This window comes from Pseudomonas putida, from assembly GCF_003228315.1.
Classification (GTDB): Bacteria; Pseudomonadota; Gammaproteobacteria; order Pseudomonadales; family Pseudomonadaceae; genus Aquipseudomonas; species Aquipseudomonas putida_S.
Window position 1 is genome coordinate 307,090 of the sequence record NZ_CP029693.1, and the last position, 15,853, is coordinate 322,942.

General features: G+C 64.2%; 11 protein-coding genes. 10 read left to right on the forward strand and 1 reads right to left on the reverse strand.

Annotated elements, in window-relative coordinates:
• Positions 1-6: 6 nt before the first annotated feature.
• From DKY63_RS01460 to DKY63_RS01480, 5 genes are read left to right on the forward strand one after another with little or no spacing between them, the layout of a single operon-like run.
• Complete coding sequence (locus DKY63_RS01460) at positions 7-2,556, forward strand: efflux RND transporter permease subunit (protein WP_110962458.1); 2,550 nt, start codon at positions 7-9, stop codon at positions 2,554-2,556.
• Positions 2,557-2,563: 7 nt separating this feature from the next.
• Positions 2,564-4,342, forward strand: a complete 1,779-nt coding sequence (locus DKY63_RS01465; RefSeq protein WP_110962459.1) for an acyl-CoA dehydrogenase C-terminal domain-containing protein — start codon at positions 2,564-2,566, stop codon at positions 4,340-4,342.
• Between the two features lie 17 nt (positions 4,343-4,359).
• Positions 4,360-6,003: a fatty acid--CoA ligase gene (locus DKY63_RS01470; RefSeq protein WP_110962460.1), complete on the forward strand. Its 1,644-nt coding sequence runs from the start codon at positions 4,360-4,362 to the stop codon at positions 6,001-6,003.
• A gap of 53 nt (positions 6,004-6,056) precedes the next feature.
• The gene (locus tag DKY63_RS01475; RefSeq protein ID WP_110962461.1) at positions 6,057-8,168 is read left to right on the forward strand and encodes a 3-hydroxyacyl-CoA dehydrogenase NAD-binding domain-containing protein; all 2,112 of its coding nucleotides are present in this window, start codon (positions 6,057-6,059) and stop codon (positions 8,166-8,168) included.
• Between the two features lie 58 nt (positions 8,169-8,226).
• On the forward strand, positions 8,227-9,414 hold the full coding sequence (locus DKY63_RS01480; RefSeq protein ID WP_110962462.1) for an acetyl-CoA C-acyltransferase: 1,188 nt from the start codon (positions 8,227-8,229) through the stop codon (positions 9,412-9,414).
• 58 nt (positions 9,415-9,472) lie between these two features.
• On the opposite strand, the gene prpR is transcribed toward DKY63_RS01480, so the two are convergent.
• Positions 9,473-11,425: a propionate catabolism operon regulatory protein PrpR gene (prpR, locus tag DKY63_RS01485; RefSeq protein ID WP_110962463.1), complete on the reverse strand. Its 1,953-nt coding sequence runs from the start codon at positions 11,423-11,425 to the stop codon at positions 9,473-9,475.
• A 322-nt stretch (positions 11,426-11,747) separates the two neighbouring features.
• On the opposite strand from prpR, the gene DKY63_RS01490 reads away from it, so the two are divergent.
• Genes DKY63_RS01490 through DKY63_RS01510 form a run of 5 tightly spaced genes read left to right on the forward strand, consistent with a single transcriptional unit; the run spans position 11,748 to position 15,794 of the window.
• Positions 11,748-12,731, forward strand: coding sequence for a phosphotransferase family protein (locus DKY63_RS01490; protein ID WP_239499440.1), 984 nt, complete (start codon positions 11,748-11,750; stop codon positions 12,729-12,731).
• Positions 12,731-13,096: a DUF6285 domain-containing protein gene (locus DKY63_RS01495; RefSeq protein WP_110962465.1), complete on the forward strand. Its 366-nt coding sequence runs from the start codon at positions 12,731-12,733 to the stop codon at positions 13,094-13,096. Before DKY63_RS01490 ends, DKY63_RS01495 begins: the two co-directional genes overlap by 1 nt.
• The gene (locus DKY63_RS01500) at positions 13,093-13,803 is read left to right on the forward strand and encodes a histidine phosphatase family protein (RefSeq protein ID WP_110962466.1); all 711 of its coding nucleotides are present in this window, start codon (positions 13,093-13,095) and stop codon (positions 13,801-13,803) included. Before DKY63_RS01495 ends, DKY63_RS01500 begins: the two co-directional genes overlap by 4 nt.
• Before the next feature lie 39 nt (positions 13,804-13,842).
• Complete coding sequence (locus tag DKY63_RS01505; RefSeq protein WP_110962467.1) at positions 13,843-15,015, forward strand: acyl-CoA dehydrogenase family protein; 1,173 nt, start codon at positions 13,843-13,845, stop codon at positions 15,013-15,015.
• On the forward strand, positions 15,015-15,794 hold the full coding sequence (locus DKY63_RS01510) for an SDR family NAD(P)-dependent oxidoreductase (protein ID WP_110962468.1): 780 nt from the start codon (positions 15,015-15,017) through the stop codon (positions 15,792-15,794). The genes DKY63_RS01505 and DKY63_RS01510 overlap by 1 nt, the downstream gene beginning before the upstream one ends.
• Positions 15,795-15,853: the final 59 nt, after the last annotated feature.

The following is a 15,853-nucleotide window of genomic DNA, read 5'->3' on the forward strand; positions in this document are numbered from 1 at the left end:
CCAGACATGGGCAATATCAAACAAGACGCCATGCCGGTGATCCGCGACCTGCGCGATTTCGACCAGCGCTCCGGCAACCTTCTGGAACGCCTGGTGTTCAACTTCCGCCCGCTGTTCATGCTGCTGATGGCGCTGACCACGGTGCTGCTGGGCTACATGGCGATCACCCGCCTGGAGCTGCGCCCCAGCTTCGAAAAAATGATTCCGCAGAGCCAGCCCTACATCCAGAACTTCCTGGAAAACCGCGCCTCGTTGCGCGGCCTGGGCAACTCGGTGCGGGTGGTGGTGGAGAACACCCATGGCGATATTTTCGACCCCGAATACCTGGACGTGCTCAAGCAGGTCAACGATCAACTATTCCTCACCGACGGCGTCGACCGCGCCTGGATGAAGTCGCTGTGGAGCCCGGGCGTGCGCTGGACCGAAGTCACCGAGGACGGCTTCCAGGGCGGGCCGGTGATGCCCGACACCTATTCGGGCAAGCCGGAGCAGATCGAACAGCTGCGCCAGAACATCGCCCGCGCGGGTCTTGTGGGCAGTCTGGTGGCCAGCGATTTCAAGTCGAGCATGCTGGTGGTGCCGCTGCTGGACAAGGCCGCCGCTGGTGGCCAACGCATCAACTACCACGCCTTTTCGCAGATGCTCGAGGAGCAGCTGCGCGACAAGATCGAATTCGCCGGTGACGCTTCGGCGCGCAAGGCGGGGAAGGAAGGCCGCTCCAAGAAACATGAGCCGCATTACAAGGTACGCGTGATCGGCTTCGCCAAGCTGATGGGCGACCTGATCGACGGCCTGATCCAGGTGATGATGTTCTTCGGTTTGGCGGTGGTCACCTCGCTGGTGATCATCTATGCCTACACCCGGTGCGTGCGCAGTACCTTGCTGGTGGTCGGCTGCTCGCTGATCGCGGTGGTCTGGCAACTGGGCATCGTCGCCTGGCTGGGCTACGCCATCGACCCGTACTCGGTGCTGGTGCCATTCCTGATCTTCGCCATCGGCGTGTCCCACGCGGCGCAGAAGATGAATGGCATCATGCAGGACATCGCCCGGGGCACCCACAAACTGATCGCCGCGCGCTACACCTTCCGCCGCCTGTTCATTGCCGGGGTCACGGCGCTACTGGCCGATGCCGTGGGCTTTGCGGTGCTGATGCTGATCGACATCCCGGTGATCCAGGACCTGGCGATCACCGCCAGCATCGGCGTCGCGGTGTTGATCTTCACCTCGCTGCTGCTGATGCCAGTGGCGCTGTCCTACATCGGCGTCGGTGCCAAGGCTGCCGAGCGCGCGCTGAAAATCGACACCCGTGCCGAGAAGAGCAAAGGCTTCGGCCGACTCTGGGATTTGCTCGACCGCTTCACCACTGCCAAGTGGGCGACCGCCGCCGTGCTGGTGGCGACGCTGATGGGCGTCGGTGGTTTCGTGGTCAGCCAGCAGCTGAAAATCGGCGACCTGGAAAGCGGGGCGCCGGAGCTGCGCGTCGACTCGCGCTACAACCGCGACAACGCCTACATTACCAGCCACTACGCGCTGTCCAGCGACCTGTTCGCGGTGATGATCAAGACCGCGCCCGAAGGCTGCCTGAACTACAAGACCCTGATCCTCGCCGACCGCCTGGCCTGGGAGCTGCAGCAGTATCCGGGGGTGCAGGCCACGGCTTCGCTGGTCAACGCGGTACGGCAGATCACCGCCGGCACCTACGAAGGCAACCCCAAGCTCAACAGCATCCAGCGCAACCAGGACGTGCTCAACTATGCCGCGCAGCAGGCCTCGGTGAACTCGCCGGAGCTCTTCAATACCGACTGCTCGCTGATGCCGGTGATCACTTTCCTCAAGGACCACAAGGCCGAAACCCTGGACGCCGTGGTGGCGATCGCCGACAAGTTCGCCCGCGAGAACAGCACCCCGGATCGGCAGTTCCTGCTGGCCGCCGGCAGTGCCGGGATCGAGGCGGCGACCAACATCGTGGTGCGCGAAGCCAACCACACCATGCTGCTGTACGTGTACGCGGCAGTGACGCTGTTCTGCCTGATCACCTTCCGCAGCTGGCGGGCCACGCTGGTGGCGCTGTTGCCACTGGTGCTGACTTCGATCCTCTGCGAGGCGCTGATGGTGGCCATGGGCATCGGCGTGAAGGTCGCGACCCTGCCGGTGATCGCCCTCGGGGTGGGCATCGGCGTGGACTACGCCTTGTACCTGCTCAGCGTGCAATTGCACTTCCAGCGTCAGGGCCTGCCGCTGTCCCAGGCCTACCGCAACGCGGTGTCCTTCACCGGCCGCGTGGTCGGGCTGGTGGGCATCACCCTGGCCGCTGGCGTGGTGTGCTGGGTGTGGTCGCCGATCAAGTTCCAGGCCGACATGGGCATCCTGCTGACCTTCATGTTCCTGTGGAACATGCTCGGGGCGCTGATTCTGATCCCGGCGCTGTCGTATTTCCTGCTGCGCAGGCCCTCGCTTATCGAACAGGTGAATCCGGCTCAGCCGGTGGCCCGTGTCGATGGTTGCGCCCCTTCCGAAAAACCGGGGGCGCGTCATGCCCTCACATTGTCTGAGTAGTTCAATCATGTCCGAATACAAAGCCCCCCTGCGCGACATGCGCTTCGTGCTCAATGAAGTTTTCGAGGTGTCCCGGCTATGGGCCAACATGCCCGGCCTGGCCGAGGTCGTTGACGAAGAGACCGCTGCGGCGATCCTCGAAGAGGCTGGCAAGATCAGCGCCGGCAGCATCGCGCCCCTGCGTCGCAGCGGTGACGAACAAGGCTGTGCCTGGGACAACGGTTCGGTGACGGTCCCGCACGGTTTTGCCGAGGCGTATCAGGCCTTCGCCGCAGGCGGTTGGGTCGGTGTCGGTGGCGAACCACGGTTCGGCGGCATGGGCATGCCCAAGGCGATCTCCGCGCAGGTAGAGGAAATGGTCGCCTCGGCCAACCTGTCGTTCGGTACCTACCCGATGCTCACGGCGGGCGCCTGCCTGTCGCTCAACGCTCACGCCAGTGAAGAACTCAAGGCCGCGTATCTGCCGAACCTGTATGCCGGCATCTGGAGCGGCTCGATGTGCCTGACCGAAGCCCACGCCGGCACCGACCTGGGCATGATCCGCACCCGCGCCGAACCCCAGGACGATGGCAGCTACAAGGTCAGCGGCAGCAAGATTTTCATCACCGGCGGCGAGCACGACCTGACCGAAAACATCATCCATCTGGTGCTCGCGCGCCTGCCGGATGCACCGCCAGGGCCCAAGGGCATCTCGCTGTTCCTGGTGCCCAAGGTGCTGGTCAATGCCGATGGATCCCTGGGAGAGCGCAATTCGCTGTCCTGCGGATCCATCGAGCACAAGATGGGCATCAAGGGCTCGGCCACCTGCGTGATGAACTTCGACGGTGCCACCGGCTGGATCGTCGACGCGCCGAACAAGGGCCTGGCGGCGATGTTCACCATGATGAACTACGAGCGTCTGGGTGTCGGTATTCAGGGCCTGGCCCAGGGCGAACGCTCCTATCAAAGCGCCGTCGCCTACGCCCGCGACCGCCTGCAAAGCCGTGCGCCCACCGGTGCGCAGAACAAGGACAAAGCCGCCGACCCGATCATCGTGCACCCCGACGTGCGTCGCATGCTGCTGACCATGAAGGCCTTGAACGAAGGTGGTCGCGCGTTCTCCAGCTACGTCGCGCTGCAACTGGACACCGCCAAGTACAGCGAAGACCCGGCGACCCGCCAGCGCGCCCAGGAGCTGGTGGCCTTGCTGACCCCGGTGGCCAAGTCATTTCTCACCGACATGGCGCTGGAAAGCACCCTGCACGGGCAGATGATTTTTGGCGGCCACGGCTACATTCGCGAGTGGGGCCAGGAGCAGCTGGTGCGCGATGTGCGCATCACCCAGATCTACGAAGGCACCAACGGCATCCAGTCCCTGGACCTGGCCGGACGCAAGATCGTCGGTAGCGGCGGGGCGCTTTACCGTTTGTTCGCTTCGGAGGTTCGCCACTTCACCGCCAATGCCGGCGCCGATCTGGGCGAGTTCACCCAGCCGCTGAACGCCGCGGTCGACACCCTCGATGAATTGACTGAGTGGTTGCTCGACCGCGCCCAACACAACCCGAATGAAGTCGGCGCGGCCTCGGTCGAGTACCTGCAGGTGTTTGGCTACACCGCTTACGCCTACATGTGGGCCTTGATGGCCAAAGCGGCCCGGGGCAAACAGGGCGAGGACGATTTCTATGCCAGCAAGCTCGGTACGGCGCGCTTCTACTTTACCCGCCTGCTGCCGCGTATCCACTCGCTGAGCGCTTCGGTCAAGGCCGGCAGTGAAAGCCTTTATTTGCTGGACGCGGTGCAGTTTTGAATCAGGAAAGCCCAACCATGCTGAAGACCAAAATCATGCCGCCGGCAGCCGGTGCCTACAGCTACCCGCTGTTGATCAAGAGCCTGCTGCTGTCGGGGGTGCGATACGCACCCGACAACGAAATCGTTTACGCCGACAAGCTGCGCTACAGCTACCGGACTCTCATCGAGCGGATCCATCGCCTGGCCAATGCGCTGACCGCCGCCGGGGTCAAGGCCGGGGATACCGTGGCCATGCTCGACTGGGACAGTCACCGCTATCTGGAGTGCTTCTTCGCGGTGCCGATGATCGGCGCGGTGTTGCACACGGTGAACATTCGCCTGTCGCCGGAGCAGGTGCTGTTCACCATGAACCACGCCGAGGACGACCTGGTGCTGGTGCATGATGATTTTTTGCCGATGATCGAGCAGATTCATCAGGGCCTGGACACCGTCAAGGGCTATATCCGCCTGACCGACGACGTCGCACCCGACACCGTGCTTCCCGTGTTGGGCGAGTATGAAAACCTGCTGTCCCAGGCAGCCAGCCACCATGACTTTGCCGATTTCGACGAGAACTCGGTGGCGACCCTGTTCTACACCACCGGCACCACGGGCGAGCCCAAAGGCGTGTACTTCAGCCATCGACAACTGGTGCTGCACACCCTCAATGCCGTGGGCACCCTGGGCGCTCACCAAAGCCTGCCATTGCTGCGCTCCAACGACGTGTACATGCCGATCACGCCGATGTTCCACGTGCATGCCTGGGGGGTGCCGTATGTGGCGACCCTGATGGGCATCAAGCAGGTCTATCCCGGCCGTTACGAGCCCAACAGCCTGGTCCGGCTGTTTCGCGAAGAGAAGGTCACGTTCTCCCATTGCGTGCCGACGATTCTGCAAATGATCCTTGGCTGCGAAGAAGCCCGGAACATCCGTTTTGATGGCTGGAAAATGCTCCTGGGCGGTAGCGCGCTGACGCTGGGCATTGCCAGTTCGGCCAGTGAGAAGGGCATTCAGGTCCACAGCGGCTACGGCATGTCCGAGACTTGCCCGATGCTGTGCCTGAGCTTCTTGCGGGGCGAGGAACTTGATCAGACGACGTCGGCGCAATTGCCCACACGCATCAAGACCGGCATGCCGATCCCGATGGTCGACCTGAAAATCATCGATGCCAGCGGCAACGACGTGGCCCATGACGGCGAATCCCTGGGCGAAATCGTGGTGCGCGCACCGTGGTTGACCCAGGGCTATCTGAAGTCAGCACAAAAAGGCGCCGAACTGTGGGAAGGCGGCTGGCTGCACACCGGCGACCTGGCTTCCATCGACAGCATTGGCCGGGTGGAAATCAAGGACCGGATCAAGGACGTGATCAAGACCGGTGGCGAGTGGATCAGCTCCCTGGACCTGGAGAACCTGATCAGCGAGCACGTGTCGGTCACCTCGGTCGCCGTGGTGGGCATCGCCGACGAGCAATGGGGTGAACGGCCGATGGCGCTGGTGGTGTGCGAGCCGGGGCAGTTCGTCGACAAACAGATGCTCGAAGCCCACCTGCAACAGTTCGTGGCCTGCGGGCGCATCAACAAATGGGCGATCCCCAAGCAGTTCAAGTTCGTCGCCGAGATCCCCAAAACCAGCGTCGGCAAAATCAACAAGAAGCTGATTCGGGAAAGCGAGTTGGGCTGAGCGCTCCAGTGATTGCTCGGTACCCACGCCTTTATCCGAACGAGAAAATACCCATGAATGAATTGATCCAATACCAGAACGAAGGCCCTCTGGCCCTGATCGGCCTTGCCCGTGCCCCCGTCAACGCCCTCGGCCAGGCATTGCGCGAACAGTTGCTCGCGGCCTGTGAGCGCGCCGCCGCCGACGCCAGCGTGAAAGCGATTGTGCTGTACGGCGAAGGTTTGCCGTTCAGCGCTGGCGCAGACATTTCCGAGTTCGGCAGCCGGGCATCGTTCGCCCGGCCGGACTTGCCGGGCCTGTTGAACCGCCTGACCGAACTGGACAAACCCCTGATCGCCGCCATCGGTGGCCTGGCGTTCGGCGGGGGGCTGGAACTGGCCCTGGCCTGCGGCTACCGGGTGGCGGAGGCGGGGGCCCGGCTTGGCCTGCCGGAAATCAAGCTCGGCTTGCTGCCCGGTGCCGGCGGTACCCAGCGCCTGACGCGCCTGATCGGAGCCTCGGCGGCATTGGAGATGATTGCGTCCGGACTGCCGATCGAGGCCAATCGGGCACTGGCGTTGGGGCTGCTGGACCGCGTGGCACCCAACGCTGAAAGCCTGCTCGACACGGCCAGGGCGCTGGCCTCCGAGCTGATTGCCGAGCAGGCACCAGCGCGTCCGGCGTGGCCGCAAGCGAACCCGGGCGCAGCCCTGCCCGCGAACTACTTCGCCGAGTATCGCGCCGCCCAACAGGCGCGCTGGAAAGGCCAGAACGCGCCGCAACGGGTGGTGACGGCCATTGAAGCCGCCTGCAACCTGTCCTTGGCCGAAGGGCTGATCAAAGAGGGCGAGCTGTTCAAGGAGGCCGAAGCCTCCCGCGAGTCCGAGGCGCTGCGCCATGTGTTCTTCGCCGAACGGGAAGTCGGCAAGCTGCCGGGGCTGTATGCCGATACACCGATCCGACCGGTTAATCGTGTCGCGGTGATCGGCGCCGGCACCATGGGCGGTGGCATTGCGATGAACTTCGCCAACGCGGGCATGGCGGTGACGCTGCTGGAACTCAAGGTCGAGGCGCTGGAACGCGGCCTGGCGCTGATCCGCAAGAACTACGACAGCAGTGTCCGGCGCGGCAAGCTCACGCCCGAACAGGTCGAGCAGCGAATGGCGCTGATCCACGGCACCCTGGACTACGCCGATATCGCCGACGCCGATCTGGTGATCGAAGCGGTATTCGAGAGTCTGCCGGTCAAGCAGCAGGTGTTCCGGACCCTGGACGAGGTGTGCAAGGCCGGGGCGATTCTGGCCAGCAACACCTCCACCCTGGATGTCGACGCCATTGCCGCCGTGACGCACCGGCCACAGGACGTCGTCGGCCTGCATTTCTTCAGCCCGGCCAACATCATGCGCCTGCTGGAGGTGGTGCGCGGCACGGCCACGGCCGCCGAGGTGCTGGCCACCACACTGAAAGTCGCCCGGCGTATCGGCAAGATCCCGGTGGTGTCCGGGGTGTGTTTCGGCTTCATCGGCAACCGCATGCTCGAACCCTATTCCCGCGAGGCGCACCGCCTGCTGCTGGAAGGCGCCACGCCGGCGCAGATCGACAACGTACTGAGCGGACTTGGCCTGGCCATGGGGGTCATCGCCATGCACGACCTGGCGGGCATCGATGTCAGCTTCCTGGTGCGCGAATCGCGCCGTGAGGTGATTGCCCATGATCCCGGCTACTGCAAGCTGGCCGATGAGCTGTACGCACTGGGCCGCTTCGGCCAGAAGACCGGCCGTGGCTATTACCTCTACGAAGGCCGCGAACGCAAGGATGACCCGCAGGTGATCGAGCTGGCCGAGCGCATTGCTGGTGAGTTGGGTATCCAGCGTCGGGTCATCAGCGATCAGGAAATCCACGACCGCTGCCTGTTGATGCTGATCAACGAAGGCATCCAGTTGCTCGATGAAGGCATCGCCCAGCGCAGCAGCGACATCGATCTGGTGTGGATCAATGGCTACGGTTTCCCGGCCTGGCGCGGGGGACCGATGCATTACGCCGAAGGGCTGGGCCTGGCCCAGGTGTTTGAACGCATCGGTCATTACCGCCAGGCACTGGGCGCCTATGGCGCGATGTGGTTCCAGCCGGCCGCGCTGCTCGAACGCCTGGTGGCCAGCGGCAAGTCGCGCATCGAACGTATCTGATCATCCGGCGGTCACCACCACGGTGGCCGCCGCACTCTGTCTCCCAAGGATTTGCACAATGAAAGAAGCCGTCATTCTGTCCACCGCCCGTACGCCCATCGCCAAGGCCTTCCGGGGCGCGTTCAACACCCTCAAGTCGCCGACCATGGCCAGCCACGCGATCCGTGCGGCGGTGGAGCGTGCCGGTATCGAAGCCGCGGAAATCGAAGACCTGGTCATGGGCAGCGCATTGACCAGCGGCACCGCTGGCCTGAACCTGGCCCGCATGGCGGCGCTGGCCTCGGGTTTGCCGTTGTCGGTCAGCGGCCAGACCCTGGACCGCCAGTGTGCCTCGGGCCTGATGGCCATCGCCACGGCGGCCAAGCAGATCATCGTCGACGGCATGCCGGTCACGATCGGTGCCGGCCAGGAAAATATCAGCGCGGTGCAGAACCGTAACATGGAGTGGGCCTACACCGAACGCGACCCGCAGGTGGAGCGCAACGCCATCCATGCCTACATGCCGATGCTGAAGACAGCGGAGCTGGTGGCGCAACGTTATGGCATCAGTCGTGAGGCGCAGGACGCCTACGCCCTGCAATCGCAACTACGCACAGCAACGGCGCAGCAGGCCGGGCTGTTCGACAGCGAGATCGTACCGGTCAGCAGCCTGCGTCAGGTGACCGATAAAGCCACCGGCGAGACGCGCCTGGAGCCGGTGACCCTGACCCGGGACGAAGGCAATCGCCCGCAGACCCGCCTGGAGGATCTGGTCAACCTCAAGCCGGTGATCGAGGGTGGCTGCATCACCGCCGGCAATGCCAGCCAACTGTCCGACGGTGCCAGTGCCTGCGTATTGATGGAGGCGCGCCTGGCCGAGCAGCGCAACCTCAAGCCGCTGGGGCTGTACCGTGGCATGGCGGTCGCGGGCCTCCCGCCAGAAGAAATGGGCATCGGCCCGGTGCTGGCGGTGCCCAAATTGCTCAAGCAGCACGGCCTGAAGGTCGACGACATCGGTTTGTGGGAGCTCAACGAGGCCTTCGCCTGCCAGGTGCTTTACTGCCGCGACACCCTGGGCATCGACGACGCCCGCCTGAACGTCAATGGCGGCGCCATCGCCATCGGCCACCCGTACGGCATGAGCGGTGCACGGATGGTCGGACATGCCTTGCTCGAAGGCCGGCGACGCGGCGTGAAGTATGTGGTGGTGACCATGTGCGTGGGTGGCGGCATGGGCGCGGCGGGGCTATTCGAAGTGTTCCAGTAAGCCCCCTATCACCTGAACGCGCGGGATTCAAACGCTGCGCGTTCGGGTCGATGCCGCTCTATTGCAGGCGCCGCCACAGCGTGGAGCGGCTGATACCCAGTTGAATGGCCGTCTGCGCCAGATTGCCGTTACAGGCCAGCAGTGTTTCGCGTACGTACTGCTTTTCCTTTTCCCGGGCGAGGTGTTTCAAGTCGCTGACGGCCGGTGCCACTTGAGCGGGTGCCTGGGCCGTGCCCTGGCTTTTCAGCAGCTCGGGGATCACCAGGGCCAGGGCCTGCTCATCGATCACGCTGCCGTGCAGCAGGTCCTGCGCCGAAATCGCGGCACGTTCAATGATGTTCTCCAGTTCACGGATATTGCCTGGCCAGGCATACGCCATGAGCTTGGGCAACAAGGCCTCCATCAGCCGCTCCTGCAATCGCGAGGGGCGTTTGTCGGCATTGAGGCGCAGCAAAATGTCGCGGGCGATATCGGCGATGTCTTCACGGCGTTCGCGCAGCGGTACCGTCTGCAAGCGCAGGATGTTCAGGCGATAGTAGAGGTCGCTGCGAAACTCCCCAGCCGCGATGGCCTGGGACAGGTCCTGGTGGGTGGCGGCGATGATCCGGATGTCGATGCTGATCGGCTCACTGGCGCCCAGGCGCAACACCTCGCGCTCCTGCAGCACCCGCAGCAGGCGCGTCTGCAACGACACCGGCATGTCGCCGATTTCGTCGAGGAACAACGTGCCGCGATGGGCGGCCTCGATCAACCCGGGTTTGCCACCTTTGCGCGAGCCACTGAAGGCGCCTTCCTGATAGCCGAACAGTTCGCTTTCCAGCAGCGATTCGGGAAAGGCCGCGCAGTTGATCGCCACGAACGGGCCACGCTGGCGACTGCTGACGTTGTGCATGCCTTGCGCCAGTAGTTCCTTGCCAGTGCCGCTTTCGCCAGTAATCAGCACGGTAGAGGAGGTGGCCGCATAACGTTCGGCCAGTGTCAGTAACTGGCGGGTGGCCAGGCTTTCGCCGCTGATTTGCTCCAGCCGGTACTTGGCCGAGAAACCCACCGGGCGGTGCGTCGAGCGAATGCGCTGGTCGGCGCGTTGTACCGCGGAGGTGTCCTGGCAGGTCAACACCAGGCCGGTGCGCTGGCCGTCTTCGAGAATAGGCAGGATATTGCTGACCACCAGATGCTGGCCCAGGCGGATGACGGTGTTCTCTTCGCCGACACCGCCTTGCAGCACGTCGTCCAGCGCCAGTTCCGGGCAAAACTCCTGCAAGGGACGGCCCAGCACCCGACGTGCCGGGATGCCCAGCAACGCTTCCAGCGCAGGGTTCAGCGATTGCACGATACCCAGATTGTCGACCGCCGCCACCCCGGTGGGGATGTGCTGCAAGACGCCGTCCAGGTGCCGGCGCTTGGCCAGTTCAATGCGCTGGCTGTGCAGGACGCCCAAGGCTTCTTCCAGCGCTTTGCGCACGGTGGCCTGACTCAATGAAAGCACGCCATGCAAGCCGATACGCTCGGCCAGTTCCACCACGGCCGATGAGCCGATCACGGTCTGGTAACCGAGGCTGCGGGCGTGCTCCACCGCCTGCCGGGCTTCTTCGAGCGTGAGGTAGGAGGCCTGATGGATCTGCACCGTGAACAGCGCGGCCATCGACTCGAGATCGGCATTGGTCCGCGCGTAACTGATGACGGCGATCTGCGGTGAGCGCAGTCGCGCCTGCTCCAGGGCCCGAAGCAGATCGACACCGCCCACGCGCATCGACAGCACCGGACGGCTCAGGTGCCGGCGCAGGTAGGCCGCAGTGGCGCCTGCGCACACAAAGACCTCGACTTCGTCGTTCTGCTCAAGCTCGCGGGCCAGTGGCAACGCTTCGGCGACCGTGGTGTCCAGCACGCGGATGCTGGTTTGTGCCGAATAGTCGGCCATCACGCCATTGACCACCCGGGCCAGATGGCTTTGTTGCAGCGGGCGTTCCAGATGGCTGATGAGCACGACGACGCGGGGTTGGCGGGGCTGCATGGCGTGGGCGATTCCGTGAGTGTTTCAACAAGGTTTCATAGTTGAATGCAGTTGTTTCAACAATGCAATGCCAGTGATTCAAATCCACATTTCCCGGAGCCGGGTGAAAGGGCTGTAGGCCTTGATTCATATGGCGTTCAGCAGTATCTCGAAGGGTCCTGGCAAAGCTGGCCCGGCAATTGCTCAAGCCCTGACTGAAGTGAAGCCAAGCTCTTCAACAATAATTCCAACAGGTCAGGTGCGGCGTCTAATGAGTGGTCCGAACGTAGCAGCGGCGAGAGTGTCGCGACCCGAAGTACAAGTGAAAAAAACCAGGCTTGAAATGTTCCTCTGCGCCCAGGCCGGCGCGCGACGGGTGACCGTCGACAATCAACAGCTGCTGTCTGGCGGCGCGATCCAGGAAAACTGGTTGCTCGACGTCAGCGTGGAGGGCGGCGCCCATGCCGGCAGCCAGCGCTGGGTCCTGCGCAGCGACGCTCAATCGGCGGTGCAGGGCAGTCTCAGCCGCGCTCAGGAATTCGCGGTGCTCAGCACCGTTCACCGTGCCGGGGTCAAGGTGCCGCGACCGCTCTGGTTGTGCGAAGACGCCTCGATCCACGGCCGGGCGTTTTTCATCATGCAGTGGGTGCCCGGTATCACCAGCGGCCATCGGCTCACCAGCCAGCTGGGTACGGAGGGCGACCTGCAACTGGTGGCCGAACTGGGGGCCAACCTGGCGCGTATCCATCGCATCGCCCCCGGCGAGCCGGGCCTGGAATTCCTCGGCGACCCGCAGCAGGTCTCGCTGCAAACCTCGATTGATGTCCTGCGGGCCATGCTCGATCGCCTGGGTTCGGCCCAGCCCGTGCTGGAGTGGGGCTTGCGCTGGTGTGAGGCCAATGCGCCGCAGAGCACCGCCCGCTGTTTGCTCCATGGTGACTTCCGCACCGGCAATTACCTGGCCGAGTCCGGCCGGTTGCAGGCGGTGCTGGATTGGGAGTTCACCGGCTGGGGCGACCCGCGCGAAGACATCGGCTGGTTCACCGCCCGCTGCTGGCGTTTCGCCCGGCCGGACCTGGAGGCGGGTGGCATCGGCCCGCTGGAGCATTTCATGCGTGGCTACAGCGAAGTGTCGGCCCTCGACATCGAGCCCGCAGAGCTGAATTTCTGGCAGGTCATGGCGACCTTGCGCTGGGCGGTCATCGCTCAGCAGCAGGCCCAGCGGCATTTGTCCGGTGAGGAGCCATCGCTGGAACTGGCCCTGACCGGCACGCTGGTCCCGGAACTTGAGCTGGACATCTTGCGAATGACCGGAGGGCTGCGCTGATGAACATTCGTCCCGACGCGAAGGACCTGTTGGCGATTGCCCGCCAGACCTTGCTTGACCAGTTGCTGCCGCAGCTGCCGGACAACCTGCGCTACCAGGCGCTGATGGTGGCCAATGCCATGGCCATTGCCGGCCGCGAGTGCGCTGCCGGCGCGCAGGCGCAGGCTCTTGAGATGGCGCAGCTGTCGGCGCTGCTCGAGGAGGTTCCGGCAGTATCGGCGGATGTCCCTCGAACCCTGTGCCGGGCCATTCGCCAGGGCCGTTTCGATACCCCGGGCGCCGAGCAGGAACACCTGCTGTCGGCGCTCTCGGCGATCACTCGGGCGCGGCTGTCCATCAGCAACCCGAAGGCGTTGGTTCAATGAGTGCCGCAGCCATCATGCGCCGTCGTTGCTACCTGGTGCGCCATGGCCATGTGAATTACTTCTCTGCCGACGGCCAGCCGCTGGATCCGCGCAGCGTGCCGCTCTCCGACTTGGGCGTCGAGCAGGTGCGGCAGCTGGCACAGGTGATCGAGCCCATCGGTTTCGACCGTGCGCTGTGCTCCGATTACCCACGCGCCCGGCAGACCGCCGAGGGGCTCTTGGGTGATCGGCAAATCGAACTCCAGGCGTGCGACCAGCTGCGGGAGGTGCGCGCCGGTCGGTTGCGGGACATTGCCCCGCAGCAGCTGCAACAGCAGGTCGGCTATGCCTATGACAGCTTTGCCGATCCCGAAGGCCGCTTCATGGGCGGGGAACGCTGGAGCGATTTCGCCCAGCGCGTCCTGACGCGCTTCGACGCAGTGCTGGCCGAGCCCGACTGGCAAAGCTTGCTGCTGGTCAGCCACGACGCCGTCAATCGCCTGTTGCTGGGCTGGGCGCTCGGTGGTGCAAGTGGTTGCGCCGCCGCCCTGGAGCAGGACAACGCCTGCCTGAACATCATCGATATCGACATGCAGGCCGGTCGCGTTCTGCGCTGCCATGTGCGTGTCGTCAACCTGACGCCCTACGACCTGGCCAAGACAGGCCAGCGCCAAACCGTGATGGAGCGCATTTACGCGCAGCTCGCACCGCTCGCCGAACGGCCTTAGCCAACCAACGACTTCAACCGAACAGACACCAGGACTTCCATGAACTTCACGATTCCCCCCGAGTTGCTGGAACTGCGCGAAAAGACCCGCGCCTTTATCGCCGAACAAGTGATCCCGATGGAAAGCGACCCGCGCCTGACGGCACACGGTCCAGACGAAACCTTGCGTCAGGAACTGCTGGCCAAGGCCCGTGACGCCGGCCTGCTGTGCCCCCATGCCAGTCGCGAAATGGGCGGTGCAGGCTTGAGCCACTTCGCCAAGGCGATCGTCTTCGAAGAGGCCGGTTATTCGCCGCTGGGTCCGATTGCCCTGAATATCCACGCGCCGGACGAAGGCAACATTCACCTGATGGACGAGGTGGCCACCGCCGCGCAGAAAGATCGCTGGCTGCGGCCTCTGGTCAGTGGGCGCATCCGCTCCTGCTTTGCCATGACCGAACCTGCGCCGGGTGCCGGCTCCGATCCGTCGATGCTGCAGACCGTCGCGGTACGCGACGGCGACCACTACGTGATCAATGGCCGTAAATGGCTGATCACCGGTGCCGACGGCGCCGGGTTCGCCATCATCATGGCGCGCATGGAGGACGGCTCGGCCACCATGTTCCTGACGGACATGAATGCGCCGGGGATTATCCACGAACGCCAGCTCAAGACCCTCGACAGCTGTTTCTCGGGCGGCCACTCGGTCCTGCGTTTTGAAAACCTGCGGATCCCGGCCAGCGATGTGCTGGGGGAAATCGGCAAGGGCTTCCGTTATGCGCAAGTGCGCCTGGCGCCCGCGCGGCTGACCCACTGCATGCGCTGGCTGGGCGCCGCCCGGCGGGCCCACGACATCGCCTGCGACTACGCCAGAACCCGTGATTCGTTCGGCAAGACCCTGGGCGAGCATCAGGGCGTGGGCTTCATGCTGGCCGACAACCAGATGGCGCTGCACGGCACGCGCTTGGCCATCTGGCACTGCGCCTGGGTGCTGGACGAAGGCGGTCGTGGCAACGTCGAGTCGAGCATGACCAAGGTGCTGAGCGCCGAGGCCCTGTGGAACGTGGTCGACCGTTGCGTGCAGATCCTGGGTGGTCGTGGGGTGACCGGGGAAACCGTGGTCGAGCGCATCTTCCGTGACATCCGCCCGTTCCGCATCTACGACGGCCCGAGCGAGGTGCACCGCATGAGCCTGGCGAAAAAAATCCTCGACGGACACAAGGAGTTTTCCTGATGAAACCTGCAATCACCGCGTTGTTTGATCTGACGGGCCGTCGTGCCCTGGTCACGGGTGCCTCCAGCGGGCTTGGCCGGCATTTCGCCCGCACGCTGGCGGCGGCGGGTGCCGAAGTGGCGGTGGCGGCGCGCCGGGTCGAACAGTTGCAGACTTTGGTCGACGAGATCGAAGGTGAGGGCGGACGCGCCCGCGCGTTCAGCCTGGACGTGACCGACCGTAGTTCGGTCAACGCTTGCCTGGCGCGGATAGGTGAGGAAATGGGGGCGCTGGATATTCTGGTCAACAACGCCGGCGTCAGCGACAGCCTGCACGTGCTGGCGTACACCGATGAGGATTGGGACCGCGTGGTCGACACCAACCTCAAGGGCGCCTGGATCGTCGCGCAGGAAGTGGCGCGCCGGATGGTCGAGGCACAACGCGGCGGCAGTCTGATCAACGTGACATCGGTGCTGGCCAGTCGCGTTGCCGGCACCTTGAGCCCGTATGTCGCGGCGAAGGCGGGCTTGAGCCATTTGACCCGTTCCCTGGCCCTGGAACTGGCGCGTCATCAGATCCGGGTCAACTCCATCGCTCCCGGCTACGTGATGACTGAACTCAACAGCGACTTCCTGCGTGGCGAGGCCGGGGAAAAGCTGCGCGCGCGAATTCCCACGCGGCGTTTTTGCACCCCGGACGATCTCGACGGCGCCTTGTTGCTGCTGGCTTCCGATGCCGGCCGTGGCATGACCGGCAGTGAAATCGTCGTGGACGCCGGGCACTTGTGCAGCACGTTGTGATGCGACCTTCAGCGTGCGTCGCACACTTCGAATCGACCGAACAGGACTGAAAGACCCAC

Coding starts and splice junctions, on each gene's coding strand:
- DKY63_RS01460 (WP_110962458.1), top strand. CDS start 7: ATGGGCAATATCAAACAAGACGCCATGCCGGTGATCCGCGACCTGCGC.
- DKY63_RS01465 (WP_110962459.1), top strand. CDS start 2,564: ATGTCCGAATACAAAGCCCCCCTGCGCGACATGCGCTTCGTGCTCAAT.
- DKY63_RS01470 (WP_110962460.1), top strand. CDS start 4,360: ATGCTGAAGACCAAAATCATGCCGCCGGCAGCCGGTGCCTACAGCTAC.
- DKY63_RS01475 (WP_110962461.1), top strand. CDS start 6,057: ATGAATGAATTGATCCAATACCAGAACGAAGGCCCTCTGGCCCTGATC.
- DKY63_RS01480 (WP_110962462.1), top strand. CDS start 8,227: ATGAAAGAAGCCGTCATTCTGTCCACCGCCCGTACGCCCATCGCCAAG.
- prpR (WP_110962463.1), bottom strand. CDS start 11,425: ATGCAGCCCCGCCAACCCCGCGTCGTCGTGCTCATCAGCCATCTGGAA.
- DKY63_RS01490 (WP_239499440.1), top strand. CDS start 11,748: ATGTTCCTCTGCGCCCAGGCCGGCGCGCGACGGGTGACCGTCGACAAT.
- DKY63_RS01495 (WP_110962465.1), top strand. CDS start 12,731: ATGAACATTCGTCCCGACGCGAAGGACCTGTTGGCGATTGCCCGCCAG.
- DKY63_RS01500 (WP_110962466.1), top strand. CDS start 13,093: ATGAGTGCCGCAGCCATCATGCGCCGTCGTTGCTACCTGGTGCGCCAT.
- DKY63_RS01505 (WP_110962467.1), top strand. CDS start 13,843: ATGAACTTCACGATTCCCCCCGAGTTGCTGGAACTGCGCGAAAAGACC.
- DKY63_RS01510 (WP_110962468.1), top strand. CDS start 15,015: ATGAAACCTGCAATCACCGCGTTGTTTGATCTGACGGGCCGTCGTGCC.